At 72.1% G+C, this 12,162-nt stretch carries 12 protein-coding genes and 1 pseudogene; 1 reads left to right on the top strand and 12 read right to left on the bottom strand.

What is annotated here, in order from left to right; genetic code table 11:
• Positions 1-558 precede the first annotated feature (558 nt).
• The 7 genes from O145_RS14590 to O145_RS14560 all read right to left on the bottom strand — a co-directional run bounded on the left by O145_RS14590 (position 559) and on the right by O145_RS14560 (position 7,577).
• On the bottom strand, positions 559-1,503 hold the full coding sequence (locus O145_RS14590) for an ROK family glucokinase (protein WP_043564277.1): 945 nt from the start codon (positions 1,501-1,503) through the stop codon (positions 559-561).
• 262 nt (positions 1,504-1,765) lie between these two features.
• Complete coding sequence (locus tag O145_RS14585) at positions 1,766-2,605, bottom strand: DsbA family protein (protein ID WP_043564275.1); 840 nt, start codon at positions 2,603-2,605, stop codon at positions 1,766-1,768.
• Between the two features lie 198 nt (positions 2,606-2,803).
• A complete protein-coding gene (locus O145_RS14580; RefSeq protein WP_229118610.1) occupies positions 2,804-4,249 on the bottom strand; it encodes a flotillin family protein in 1,446 nt (481 codons plus the stop codon).
• 55 nt (positions 4,250-4,304) lie between these two features.
• Positions 4,305-4,823, bottom strand: a complete 519-nt coding sequence (locus O145_RS14575; protein ID WP_043564274.1) for a nodulation protein NfeD — start codon at positions 4,821-4,823, stop codon at positions 4,305-4,307.
• A gap of 102 nt (positions 4,824-4,925) precedes the next feature.
• Positions 4,926-5,372 carry a fluoride efflux transporter FluC gene (locus tag O145_RS14570; RefSeq protein WP_043564272.1) on the bottom strand — a complete coding sequence of 149 codons (447 nt, stop codon included), beginning with the start codon at positions 5,370-5,372 and terminating at the stop codon, positions 4,926-4,928.
• A complete protein-coding gene (locus O145_RS14565; protein WP_229118609.1) occupies positions 5,369-5,842 on the bottom strand; it encodes a FluC/FEX family fluoride channel in 474 nt (157 codons plus the stop codon). The genes O145_RS14570 and O145_RS14565 overlap by 4 nt, the downstream gene beginning before the upstream one ends.
• Positions 5,832-7,577 (bottom strand): DUF2079 domain-containing protein, encoded by a 1,746-nt coding sequence (locus O145_RS14560; RefSeq protein ID WP_052375236.1) that lies wholly within the window; start codon positions 7,575-7,577, stop codon positions 5,832-5,834. The genes O145_RS14565 and O145_RS14560 overlap by 11 nt, the downstream gene beginning before the upstream one ends.
• A gap of 98 nt (positions 7,578-7,675) precedes the next feature.
• Here O145_RS14560 and O145_RS14555 point away from each other — a divergent pair, with 98 nt between their 5' ends.
• The gene (locus O145_RS14555) at positions 7,676-9,058 is read left to right on the top strand and encodes an amino acid permease (RefSeq protein ID WP_043564270.1); all 1,383 of its coding nucleotides are present in this window, start codon (positions 7,676-7,678) and stop codon (positions 9,056-9,058) included.
• A gap of 110 nt (positions 9,059-9,168) precedes the next feature.
• Here O145_RS14555 and O145_RS14550 read toward each other — a convergent pair whose 3' ends face one another.
• The 5 genes and pseudogenes from O145_RS14550 to O145_RS18755 all read right to left on the bottom strand — a co-directional run.
• Positions 9,169-9,900 carry a class I SAM-dependent methyltransferase gene (locus O145_RS14550; RefSeq protein ID WP_043564268.1) on the bottom strand — a complete coding sequence of 244 codons (732 nt, stop codon included), beginning with the start codon at positions 9,898-9,900 and terminating at the stop codon, positions 9,169-9,171.
• A gap of 186 nt (positions 9,901-10,086) precedes the next feature.
• Positions 10,087-10,755 carry a response regulator transcription factor gene (locus O145_RS14545; protein WP_043564266.1) on the bottom strand — a complete coding sequence of 223 codons (669 nt, stop codon included), beginning with the start codon at positions 10,753-10,755 and terminating at the stop codon, positions 10,087-10,089.
• Entirely contained in the window at positions 10,752-11,135 is a 384-nt protein-coding gene (locus O145_RS18490; RefSeq protein ID WP_156966815.1) for a sensor histidine kinase, read from the bottom strand. The genes O145_RS14545 and O145_RS18490 overlap by 4 nt, the downstream gene beginning before the upstream one ends.
• A complete protein-coding gene (locus tag O145_RS18485; RefSeq protein WP_156966814.1) occupies positions 11,132-11,821 on the bottom strand; it encodes a histidine kinase in 690 nt (229 codons plus the stop codon). Before O145_RS18485 ends, O145_RS18490 begins: the two co-directional genes overlap by 4 nt.
• Positions 11,822-11,883: 62 nt before the next feature.
• A pseudogene (locus O145_RS18755) lies at positions 11,884-12,162 on the bottom strand (hypothetical protein); the annotation flags it as partial.

The following is a 12,162-nucleotide window of genomic DNA, read 5'->3' as shown; positions in this document are numbered from 1 at the left end:
GTTCGATGTTCGGTGCCCGGTCAGCAGGCTCGCGGCCCTGGTTCGCGGCTGTGGGTGCGTGTCTTGCGCGAGGGCGGGCCCCTCTCGCGCGAGTTGCACATGGGAGGAAAGGGACCGTGCGGGGCGGGAGCCACTTTTCCTTGAGACTCCGCGGTTTCTGGGGGTGCGCCAGGGCCGGCTGACCGGCTCCCATGTGCGCACAGGGGGGTCTGCGCACATGGGAGGGATGCATCGCCGTTCACTGAAACCTGTTTTCCGCATGATTCCGCGGTTCTGACCGGAGCGAGTCGCGAACGAACGGTTGACATCCCTTGACCCGGCGCCCGGCCGTGCAGTCGGGCGTCCGTCTGCCCCGCCCGCCTCAGGCGCACGGATGCTGCGGGCACGCGGGGCCACCCCAGGCGTGCCGGGAGACCGGTACGGCGGGGCGGGTTGGGATGACCGCGCCGGTCGCTGCCCCGGGCGTGCCGGGAGACCGGGGATGCGCTGCGCTCGCTCGTCGACGAGGTCCGGCCACCCAGGGGATCAGCTGTGCAGCGCCGGCGGGCACCGCCGTCGTCAGTCCTGCCGGGCGAGGTCCGCGGCGCCGATGAGGCCCGCCTTCTGGCCGGAGCCGGAGATGACTACCGGAATGGCGGGGCGGTGGGCGCGCGCCGTCAGGTGCGCATCGAGGCCCTCGCGCACGGGCGTGAGCAGGATGTCCCCGGCCTCGGTCAGGCCGCCGGTGAGGATCATAATCTCGGGGTCCAGCACGGCGCACAGGTCGGCCAGGCCCGAGCCCAGAGCGCCGCCCAGGCGGGCGTAGCACTCCAGGGCCGCGGGGTCGCCCTCGCGGGCGGCGGCGGTGACCGCCTTGCCGGAGATCCTGTTCGGGTCGCCGCCGGACAGCTCGATAATGCGCGCCGCGTAGTCGGGGCGGAACTTGGCCAGCTCCCAGCCGTTGACACCCAGGGCGGTGCCCGAGCCGTAGCGCTCCAGGCAGCCGCGCAGGCCGCAGCCGCAGGGGCGCCCGTCGGGCACGACGTTGATGTGGCCGATCTCGGCCGCGAAGCCGGCGGCGCCGCGCACCAGCCGGCCGTTGATAATGATGGCGCCGCCCACGCCGGTGCCCAGGGTGACGACCAGGACGTTGGCCTTGCCTGCCCCGGCGCCGAAGCGGGCCTCGGCCCAGCCCGCGGCGTTGGCGTCATTCTCGACGACGACGCGCTTGCCGGTGCGTCTGCCGACCTCGTCGGCGATGCGCGCGCCGGTCCAGTCGAGGTTTGTGCCGTGGACCATGGTGTTGCGGTCCGAGGAGGTGAAGCCGGCTGCGCCGACGCCGATGGTGGGGGCGTCGTACTGGGCGGCGAGCTCGCCCGCGACCGCGGCAATGGTCTCGAAGATGGCCTCGCGGCTGGTGGCGGGGGAGTCCCGGCGCACGGTGGCCAGGACCGCGCCGTCCTCATCGACCACCCCCGCCGCGATCTTGGTGCCGCCTACGTCCACGCCGATACTCAGTGCCATCGTTGCTCCTTGGGGTGCTGCCGACATCCTCGCCGGCAAGGTGATGAGACCGATCAATTATCCCAGAGGCGGATGCCGAGTCTCTATCCCCGACGGCGACCTGTGCGCACGACGTCGAAGCCGCGCCCCGAGCCGCCGACCGATCTCGGTGCGGAAGTGAACCGATCTCGAGCCGGAATACGACCGATCTCGGCGAAAAGAGGGGCGGCGAGAAGGGGCGGGCGGGAAAGCGAGGGTGGAAGGAGCGGGCGGGGCGGACGGGTCAGGAGGCCCTGGCCGCCTGCTCGGCGATCGTGGCCCGCATGTAGTCGGCCGGGCGGTACCCGCTGACGACCGCGTCGTTGACGATCATGAAGGGCGTGCCCTGGATGCCGATGTCGTAGGCGTGCTGCTTCGCGTCGGTGACCGCCTTGGCGGTGGCGGCGTCGTTCATGTCGGTGCGGAAGCGATCGAGGTCGGGCACGCCCGCCTGCTTGGCGAGGTCCACGAGGGAGTCCTCGGTGTACTCCGGGTGGCCCTGGGGGTCCGCGGCGGCGTAGACGGCGTCGTGGAACTCCCAGAACCTGCCCTGCTCGCCGGCGGCGATCCCGGCCTGGGCGGCCAGCGGGGAGGTCTCGGTGATCTGGGCGAGGTCGCGCCACTCGATGCGCAGGGTGCCGTCCTCGACCAGGTCGGCCAGGGCTGGCTCCACCTCCTGGGCGAACATCGTGCAGTAGGGGCAGGCGAAGTCGGAGTAGATGACCATGACCACCGGCGCATCCGTCTTGCCCTTGGCGCGGGGGTCGTCGGCCTTGCGCGCGACCTCGCCGTGAACGACCTCCAGCGCCTGCGGATCGGTCAGCGAGGGGGCGGAGGTCTCCTGCGCCGACGGCGCCTGCCCCGCCTGCTGAGGTGCGGCCGAGCTCGCCTGCTCCCGGGCCCGGGTAGGGCTCGCCGACGCCGTGGTCGCGGCCGGCGCCAGCCGGCGGGTCAGCAGGAGGCCCGCGACCACGGCCAGGAGGAGCGCGATGACGAGGAGCAGGACGATGATCGCGCGCTGGCCCGACTGCTTCGGGGTGAGGCCGAGGCTGGTGGACGGGTCGGCGGGGGGCTTGATCGACATGGACGGCAGTCTGTCAGACGTCGTGCGCCGCCGCACCGATCGCCCGTTCCGCCGGCTTGCCGTCCCGCCTCTCTCCGCGTCGAGATAGACATTTTCGGATGAGGCAGACGGCGACACCGTCTGCCTCATCCGAAAATGTCTATCTCGACAAGCAGGCCCGGGCGCCTCAGGCCCGGGCGCGGGGCAGGCCCGGGCGCCTCAGGCCCGGTGCGACCGCCTGACGGCGCCGTCGGCCCTGTCAGCCCTGTCGGCCCTGTCGCCCTTGTCGGCCCTGTCGTCCATGAAGCGGCTGACCATGTCGGTCAGGCCCGAGCCGGTCAGCGAGCGCATGACGGCATCGAGCTGCTCGACATTGCCGGCCACCGCCCTAGGCAGGGCGGAGGCGCCGTCGGTGGAGATGATCGACAGGTCCTTGACCGACCCCAGCGGCTCGGCCAGTGCGCGCGCGATCTCGGGGGCCTTGTCCAGTACCATCTGCTGGGTGGCGGCCTGCCCGTACTTGGCCAGGGCGTCAGCCTTGTCGCTCATGGCCTTCGCCTCGGCCTCACCGGCGGCCTGCACCGCGTCGGCCTCGGCGCGACCGCGGGCGGCGATCGCCTCGGCCTCGGCCTTGGCGCGGGCCGCGGTGGCGCGGGCCTCGGCCTCCGCGCGGGCGACGGTCGCCTGGGCCTGGGCCTGGGCGTCCAGGCGCGTGCGCTCGGCCTCGGCCTCGGCCCTGCGGATGGACTCGACCTTGGCGGCCTCGGCCTCCTGCTCGCGCTGGTAGCGGGCGGCGTCGGCGGGCTTGCGCACCGTGGAGTCGAGCTCGCGCTCGGTCAGGGCGGCCTTGGCCTGGGCGGCCTCCTGCTCGATAATAGCGATCTCGCGCTCCTTGGCGGCGCGCGCCAGCGGGCCGGAGGAGTCCGCCTCGGCCTGGGCCTTGTCGGTCTCGGCCTTGAGCTGGGCCTGGCGCAGCGACAGGTCGCGCTCGCGCTCGGCGATCTGCTGGCGCGAGGTGACCTCGGCGTCCTTGGCCTCCCGTTCGGCGTTGGCGCGGGCGATGCGCGCGTCCTTCTCCACGCGCTGCTGCTCGGGCACGCCCAGGGACTCGATGTAGCCGCCCTCGTCGGTGATCTCGGAGATCTGCAGGACGTCGATCTCCAGGCCCATGTTGGCCATGACGGACTTGGCGTCGTCGAAGACGTTCTGCTGGAGGGCGTCGCGGTCCGAGATCAGGTCGGTGATCGTCATGTGGCCTACGATCGAGCGCAGCGAGCCGATGAGCGCGTTGCGGGCGGAGTCGGCGATCGCCTGGTCGGTGTTCGGCTTGCCGAGGAAGCGCTTGGCGGCGGCGCGCACCTGCTCGTCGGAGTCGCCGACCTTGACGGCGGCCACGGCCGAGACGTTGACGTTGATCTTGTTCTCGTCCTCGGCGGTGACCCGGAAGCCGATCGTGTTCTGGGTGAAGGGCAGGTACTGGATCGACTGAATGATCGGCAGGACGAAGTCGCGTCCGCCGGGCCGGATGATCTTGATCTCGCCGTTGCGGGTGGACCCGGCGACCAGACCGGTCAGGTTGGAGGGCACGACGACGACCCTTGAGAGCATGTAGAGTCCCAGCAGGACAGCCAGGACGACTAGCGCGATGATCGCGTAGAGCATCATATGGTCTCCTTGTGTATGTGACGTAGCGGACGGGTGTTGGGTGGACTGGCGCGCCTCATGCGTCGAGGGCCAGGGAGGTGACGACCAGGACGTCGTCGGCCGCCTCCAGGACGACGGCGGTGGACCCGGCGCGCAGGGGCTCCTCGGAGCGGGCCTCCAGGGTGAGCTGGTGGCCGCGCGAGCTGGCGATGACCTCGCCGCGGCCGTCCTTCCACCACATGATCCGCACCTCCGTGCCGACCAGCTCGCCCGGCGTCAGCGGGACGGCGTTGCGGGGCATGGATCGCCGCATCCGCACCCACAGGGCCCGCGTGCCCGCGCCCGCGACCAGCGCCGCCGCCAGGGGCACGCCGATGAGCACCGCCGTCGCCATGTGCCGGCCCGCCATCTGACCGGTCATGGCCTGCACGCCGGCGCCCGCGGCCCCGAAGACGCCCAGGGCCGTCGCGATGACCGGCAGGGCGCCGTCGAAGCCGGTGTCGTCGAGGCCGAGACCGTCGAACAGTCCGTCGAGCACCAGGGACAGCGCCAGGATTCCGCAACCGATGACGGCGCACCACATAAAAGGAGTCATGCCCGGCTCTCTGCTCGAATTAAGGACGCATGGGAAGGTTCCGGGGCGATTCTTCCACGACGGGCGTGCGCGTGTGATGGGGACAAGGACCCGTCATGCCCGTCATGGCAGAACCGGCCGCAGAGCCGACCCGAGCCACAGGCCGACGGCGGCCGCCGCCAGCGTGCCCGCCGTCAGGGCCAGCGCGTGCGCCAGGGCTCCGCCGCCGCGGCCGTCCAGGAGCAGGCGGGCGCCCTCCAGGCTCGCCGTCGAGAAGGTCGAGTAGCCGCCCAGGAAGCCCGTGCCCGCCACCGTGTAGAGCTGCGACGGCAACGACGGCGCGCCCTCGGTCAGCCCGGCCAGCAGGCCCAGCAGGAAGCAGGCCGTCAGGTTGACGGCGATCGTGCCCAGCGGGACGACGGCGGCCCATCGCGCGTCGCGCCGCGGCGGGCCGGTGCGCGCCGCCCGGCGTCGGGCCACGGCGGCACTCACGCGCCCGTCCACGGTGAAGCGCGCGATCGCGCCCAGGCCGCCGCCGACCGCGAGCCCCGCCCAGACCGCCGCGGTCATGAGGCGGCCTCCCGTCGGGGCGGTCGCGGTGGCCGCCCGGCCCGGCGGCCCCGCCCCAGCCGCCCGCCCAGGACCAGGCCGGCGGCCGCGGCCGCGACTCCGGCCGCGAGCGAGCCCAGCAGGTAGGCGGCCGCCAGGGCCGCGCGTCCGTGCCGGAACAGGCCGGCGACCTCCAGGATGTAGGTGGAGTGCGTGGTCAGGCCGCCCATGAGGCCGGTGCCGGCGGCGAGCCGCACCAGCCTGCGGCCGCCCTCGTCGGGGCCGGCGGCGGCCAGGAACCCGGTCAGGGCGCCCAGCAGGAGCGCGCCGAGGAGGTTGACGGTCAGGGTCGCCGCCGGCAGGTGGGCGGCGTCGTGGGGCCAGGTCGCCTCCAGGCCCGCGCGCGCCAGCGTGCCGGCCGCCCCGCCCAGCCCGACGGCGACCAGGGCCCGGCCGGGCCGGTCCTGCGGCCTCCGGGGATCACCCGACACGCTTGGCCACCTGGAAGCCGTCGACGTCGAGCACGAGCTGGTAGGCGGCGTGCCGGTTCTGCGCGGCCCACTGGGCGGCGTCCCGCGGGATCCGGCCGCCCCAGGCCGTGGAGCGGGAGTCGATGACGACGTAGTCCTTGGCCTCGTGGGAGGCGCCCACCCAGGACACGTCCGCCTTGGGCACGAGGTAGGCCAGCAGCGTCAGGTCCGTCTCCACGCTCGCCCCCTCGGGGATGGTGTCGATCACCTGCTGGGCGGCGTCCCAGCGGGTGGACTGGGCGGCGCGGTCCTTCATGGTCCACAGGGGCAGGTGGGAGGCGGTCTTGACGCCGGCGATCAGTGGGATCACCACGCCGACGGCGACGACCCAGCGGGCCCACACGGGCGCGGCCAGCCAGCCGGCGGGGCCGGCCGGGTTGGCCGCGCCGGCGGGGTCAGCGGAGCCGGCTAGGTTGCCGGGAGCCGTGGGGCCTGCGGGGTCGGTCGGGCCGGCGTGAGTGGCGGGGCCAGTCGGGCCGGCCGGCTCGGTGGCCCCAGTGGCCTCCGTCGGCTTCTCGGCCGGCTCGCCGGCTCGCCGGGCCCGGCGCTCGCGCAGCCGGGCGACGACGTCGAGCAGCGCCCCCAGCGCGATGGGGATGAGCACGGCGTTGTAGTGCCAGTACCTCCACTCCCAGTACGTCTCCTTGTCCGCCAGGAAGCGCCATCCCAGGGTCGGCAGCACCAGCGTCATCCACGGCGAGGCCAGGCCGATCCCGCCGGCGGTGCACACCAGCATGAACAGCGTGGCGACCTTGACCTGCGGGGAGAACAGCCGGTCGAGCAGGTTGCCGTGGTTCGGGACGGTCGGCATGCCGTCGGCGGCGTTGCCGTTGAGCCCGTACTGCCAGGCGCCGGTCGGGCTCAGCAGCGGCACGATGACGAACACCGTTAGGACGAAGGCCAGTAGGCCGAACAGGGCCACGTACGCGCCCACCCGCACCGCGGTCGGCATGCCGGCCCGGGTCCTCGCGGACCGGCCGGAAAGCTGCGCGGACCGGCCGGGGAGCCACCGCGCCCACCCGCCGTCGTCGTCGGGCCGGCCCGCGCGCGCGTCCTGCCAGCCGCGCAGGGCCATGGCGCCGCCCGCCATGACGAGGGTCAGCCCCATGTCCTCCTTGACCAGCACCAGCGGCGCCAGCCACAGCGCGCACGCCCGCCAGCGCCGCTCGACGAAGGCGACCGAGGCCCACGCCAGGGCCGGCACTGCGAAGGCGATCTCGTGGAACTGCGCCTGAACTGCGCCCTGGATGCCCCAGGACAGGACGTAGAACAGGCCCAGCGCGGTCGCGACCGACCGTCTCGTCAGGCGCGTGGCCAGGCGGGTGAGCGGCCAGGCCGACACAGCCAGGAGCAGGTCCTGGACCACCAGCAGCGCCAGCGGCGTGGGGAACAGGCGCCAGACGGGGCCGAGCAGCACGAGGATCGGGTGGAAGTGGTCGCCCAGGAGGTTGTAGCCGTCGCCCTTGATCGACACGATCGGGGCCTGGCCGTGGGCATAGTCCTTGGCGAGCTCGGCGAAGATCGCCAGGTCCCAGCTCGGCACCGTCAGGGACCGCCACTGGCCCACGGAGTAGGCGATGAGGACCCACGCGCCCACGACGACGACGAGGGCGGCGGGCAGGCGATCCAGGGCGGCGGACAGCCGGCGGGTGGCGGCGTCGCGGGCGGTCTGTCCGAAGGGACGAGGAGTGATCATCACCTCTGAGCCTATCGGAGGCCATCTGGACCGACGAAACACGGGCGCCATCGCACGCGGGTAGGCTGCCCGCGTCCGTCCATCCCGAGGAGATCCCTATGGCCGAGCAGATCGCTCAGGACCACCAGCTGCAACGACGGCTCACCAACAGGCACATCCAGCTCATCGCGATCGGGGGCGCTATAGGCACGGGGCTCTTCATGGGCTCCGGCCAGGCGATCTCGAAGGCCGGCCCCGGAGTGCTCGTCGTCTACGCGATTATCGGCGGGGTCCTCTTCCTCGTCATGCGGGCCCTGGGCGAGGTCCTGCTGTCCAACCTGGAGTACAAGTCCTTCGCGGACGTCGCCCACGACCTCATCGGCCCCTGGGCCGGGTTCTTCACCGGGTGGACCTACTACGTCTGCTGGCTGGTGACGGCGATCGCCGAGGTCATCGCCATCACGGCCTACATCAGCTTCTGGCTGCCCGGCCTGCCGCTGTGGGTGGCGCCGGTGGCCACGGTGACGCTGCTGCTGGGGCTGAACCTCACCACCGTGCAGGCCTTCGGCGAGATCGAGTTCTGGTTCTCCATCATTAAGATCGTCGCCATTCTCGCCCTGATGGCGATCGGGGTCGTGATGGTGGCGATCGGGTTCCGCTCGCCGGAGGGCGCGCAGGCCTCCCTGGCGAACCTGTGGAACGGCGGGGACCTGTTCCCCAACGGGTTCCACGGGTTCGTCGGGGCCTTCCAGATCGCCGTGTTCTCCTTCCTGGGCACCGAGCTGGTGGGTACCGCCGCCGCGGAGGCCAAGGACCCGGAGATCACCCTGCCCAAGGCCGTCAACGCGATCCCGGTGCGCATTGTCATCTTCTACCTGGGAGCGCTCGCGGCCATTATGGCCGTCACGCCGTGGTGGGAGGTGCCGGCGGAGTCGAGCCCGTTCGTGTCCATGTTCGCCCTGGCCGGGCTCGGGGTGGCCGCGGGCGCGGTCAACTTCGTGGTGCTCACGGCCGCGGCGTCGAGCGCGAACTCCGGCATCTACTCCACGTCCAGGATGCTGTTCGGGCTCTCGTGGGCCGAGCACGCCCCGCGGGTCTTCCGCAGGCTGACGGCGCGCAGCGTGCCCGGCCCGGCGCTGCTCGTCACCTGCGCGGCGCTGCTGACCTCGATCCCGCTGCTGTACATGTCATCCTCGATCATGAGGGCCTTCGTGGCGGTCACGACGGTGGCCAGCGTGCTGTTCATCCTGGTGTGGTGCGTCATTATCGTCTCCTACCTGCGCTTCCGCGCCCTGCGCCCCGAGCTGCACAGGGCGGGCGCCTTCCGCATGCCCGGCGGGCGGACCTCGGCGTGGGGGGCCCTGGTGTTCTTCGTCTTCGTGACCTGGACGCTGACGCAGGGAAGGGACACCCGGCTGGCCGTGGCCCTCTCGCCGCTGTGGCTGGTGGCGCTGGGTGTCGCCTGGTGGGTGCACTCGGTGCGCCGGCGCGCCTCCGTCTGAGGCGCGGATTCCCCCGAACCCACCGGCTCTGGGCGCTGGCGCGTCTCCGTTGCCCGAGGCCCGGGCCTGGGCGCCTGCCAGGGACTGACCGCTTACCGAGCCTTGAGCGCTTACTGGGGCTTGAGCGCGGTGATGACGGCGTTGGCCCGGCCCGCCAGGGCCGGGTCGGGGCGGGAGTGGCGGTAGGTGACGGTCAGTCCCAGGTCCTTGCAGGCGTGGGAGATCCATGAGGGCGGAACCACGAAGAGGTCGGAGGCGTAGCGCTCCTGGCCCCAGGTCAGGGTGAGGTGGCGGCGGTCCTGGTCGGCCTCGTCGTGGAGCCGGATGCCGTGCTCCGGGGAGTACGACGCCGTGGCGGGGGCCTCGTTGAGCAGGTACTCGGTGCAGATAATGAGGGCGCCGCCGGGTGCCAGGTGGCCGGCGGCGAGCTCGAGGACGCGGCGGCGCTGTGAGGGCGCCGGCTGGGTGATCGAGCTCGTGGACAGGCAGACGGCTTTGAACGACTCTTCGAAGGAGAAGGCGGTCATATCGGCCGTGCGCAGCTCGATACGTGCGGCGGCCCGGGTGTGGCGGGCGAGACCGGCTGAGAGGTGCTCCAGGGCCTGCGGGTCGATGTCGGTGGCGAGCACCCGGTGGCCCGCTGTGGCCAGAGGCAGGGTGAGGCGGCCGGAGCCGCAGGCGAGCTCCAGGACGCGCAGGTCGGCCAGGCCGGGGCCGGTCAGGTCGGCCAGGCCCTCCAGGGCCGCCGCCACCTCCGTGCGGTCTCGCAGCCGGAGCTGGTGGTGGCGGCGGGCCCCGGCGCCCCGGTGCAGCGGCGGGATGGAGCTATCGGGGACGGGCATGGTGTTCTACTGGGGACGTGCTGGGAGTCAGCCGAAGATCCACTTCCACGGGTTCCACAGGTAGTCGCAGGTGGGGTGGAGCATGTCGGTGCCTTTCTACGGGTTGTTGTTTCTGGCGGTGTCCAGGTTTCTCCTTGCGGGGCGCGGGTGTATCGGGCGACTGGGTGGGCTGATGGGTTGAGCTGGTCAGACGAGCCTGTTGCGCAGGGCGTGGACGACGGCGCCTACGCGGTCCTGGACTCCGAGCTTGGCGATCAGGGCTGACACGTGTGTCTTGACGGTGGCCTGGCTGACTCCCAGGCGGCGGGCGATCTGCTTGTTGGACAGCGCCTCGGCCATGAGTGCGAGCACCTCCAGCTCGCGGGGGGAGAGCGTGACGCCCGGGGGCAGGGCTCCTGGTGTGGGGGTGGTGGTTGGCGCTCTGGGTGTGGGAGGGCTCGCTCGTCGGCCGATGATCGCTGATGAGCTGGGGGACAGGACCGTGTTGCCGCTGGCGACGTGGCGGATCGTGTCGGCCAGGGTGGTGATCGGGTCCTCCTTGGCGAGGAATCCTCTTACTCCGGCGGCCAGAGCGCGTTCCAGGACGGTGTCGGCGATGAACGTGGTCAGGATCAGCACGCCGAGCTCGGGGCGCTCGGTGTGGAGGGTCTCCGCCAGCTCGATGCCGTCGGGGCGGGGCATCTGGATGTCGAGGAGGAGGACCTCGACGGCGGGGTCCTCCGAGCCCAGCAGGCTGAGGACCTCCTGTCCGTCCCGGGCGGCCCAGGCGACGCGTATGTCCTCGGTGGTGGTGAGAGTGTCAGTGAGGGTGCGGCGGACGAGGGCGTCGTCGTCGGCGAGTCCGACGTTGATCATGGGATCCTCTCCAACGGGGTGGGGCGGGGCGGGTCGAGCGGGATGGTGGCGGCGACCATCCAGGCGCCGTCCTCGGCCAGGGTGGTCAGGGTCCCCTCGATCGCTGCGAGGCGCTCGCGCATCCCCACGATGCCGGTGCCGGAGCGGGGGAGCCGGGGGGCGTCCTCGGCGATGCCGTTGGTGGACACCAGGCGGATCACGTCGGGGCCGAGGGTCAGTGTCAGGGTGACGGGACGGGCGCGGTCGGCGTGGCGGACGATGTTGGCCCCCATCTCGCGGGCCGCACGGGACAGGGTGGTCGCCTGGAGCCGGCTGGGGGCGTCCTGGCCGACACGGCGGAAGACGACGTCGAATCCCGCGGCGGCGACGTCGTCGCTCACCGCCTGGACGGCGGCATCGAGGTCCACGACGACGTGGCCCAGGCCGGCCGCGGCCGTCGCCTCCGCCTCCTGCGCGGGGCCGTCTGGCGCAGGGCGCGCAGCAGCAGGCGCAGCTCGTGGAGGGCGTCGCAGGCCGTGGAGACCACCGCGGCGAACTCCTCGCGGGCCTCGGGCGAGTACGAGGCGTCGGTCGCCGCCCTGCGGGCCCGCAGGGCGGTCTGCGACATGGAGTAGGCGACGAGGTCATGCATCTCCCGCGCGATCTCCAGGCGCATCTCCTCCAGCCGCTCGCCGGCCCGGCGGACCTCCCTGCGTCGGGCGGCCTCGAGCGCGCGCAGGACGGCACCCACCGGCAGCAGCAGCACGCCCATGAACAGGTTGGAGAGCAGGCCGCCGACATGGACGGCGCCATCCGCCCCCGGCGATGGCACCAGCACGGACACGACATCAACCAGGATGTTCATCAGGAGGAAGGACACCGCCGGCCACACCGGCAGAAAGCGGCCCAGGAACAGGAAGAAGGCGCCGTTGGCGATGAGCATGTCCGTGGCGTGGGAGCCCGGCACCAGGAACAGAACGACCCAGCACAGCTGGTAGGCCACCAGCCCCACCACCGGCCGCAGCGGGATGAGGGCGACCAGCACCAGGGCGACCAGCATGAAGACGGCGTCAAGAGGCTGCGGCACACCGTCGATCGCAACGTTGACGACAATGCTCGCGGCTCCGAAGAGCCAGGGGGTCGGCGTTGTTATGGGGTGGGTTGTTGTGTGAGTTGTTGGAGGGTTTGGTGGGGGTGGGTTGCCCAGTAGCGGCAGGTGGAGGCGATGCTGCTTTTTCGGCGTTGTCGGCTGGGGTGGTCGGGGCTGGTGAGGCGGATGAGGCTGATGGCGGTGTTCCTGAGTGTGGCCATGGCTCGGGCGGTGGTGGTTGTGGGCAGTTGGTGGCGGTCCTCGTCGAAGGTGACGTCGCGGACCCAGTGGAGGCGGTTCTCTATTCCCCAGTGGCCTTGGATCCAGGCTGCTACGTG

The sequence above is a fragment of the Actinomyces israelii DSM 43320 genome (genome assembly GCF_000711965.1).
Taxonomy (GTDB): domain Bacteria; phylum Actinomycetota; class Actinomycetes; order Actinomycetales; family Actinomycetaceae; genus Actinomyces; species Actinomyces israelii.
Note: the sequence above shows the minus strand (reverse complement) of the source record. Positions and strands in the feature narration are given on the sequence as shown.

Coding starts and splice junctions, on each gene's coding strand:
- O145_RS14590 (WP_043564277.1), bottom strand. CDS start 1,503: ATGGCACTGAGTATCGGCGTGGACGTAGGCGGCACCAAGATCGCGGCG.
- O145_RS14585 (WP_043564275.1), bottom strand. CDS start 2,605: ATGTCGATCAAGCCCCCCGCCGACCCGTCCACCAGCCTCGGCCTCACC.
- O145_RS14580 (WP_229118610.1), bottom strand. CDS start 4,249: ATGATGCTCTACGCGATCATCGCGCTAGTCGTCCTGGCTGTCCTGCTG.
- O145_RS14575 (WP_043564274.1), bottom strand. CDS start 4,823: ATGACTCCTTTTATGTGGTGCGCCGTCATCGGTTGCGGAATCCTGGCG.
- O145_RS14570 (WP_043564272.1), bottom strand. CDS start 5,372: ATGACCGCGGCGGTCTGGGCGGGGCTCGCGGTCGGCGGCGGCCTGGGC.
- O145_RS14560 (WP_052375236.1), bottom strand. CDS start 7,577: ATGATCACTCCTCGTCCCTTCGGACAGACCGCCCGCGACGCCGCCACC.
- O145_RS14555 (WP_043564270.1), top strand. CDS start 7,676: ATGGCCGAGCAGATCGCTCAGGACCACCAGCTGCAACGACGGCTCACC.
- O145_RS14550 (WP_043564268.1), bottom strand. CDS start 9,900: ATGCCCGTCCCCGATAGCTCCATCCCGCCGCTGCACCGGGGCGCCGGG.
- O145_RS14545 (WP_043564266.1), bottom strand. CDS start 10,755: ATGATCAACGTCGGACTCGCCGACGACGACGCCCTCGTCCGCCGCACC.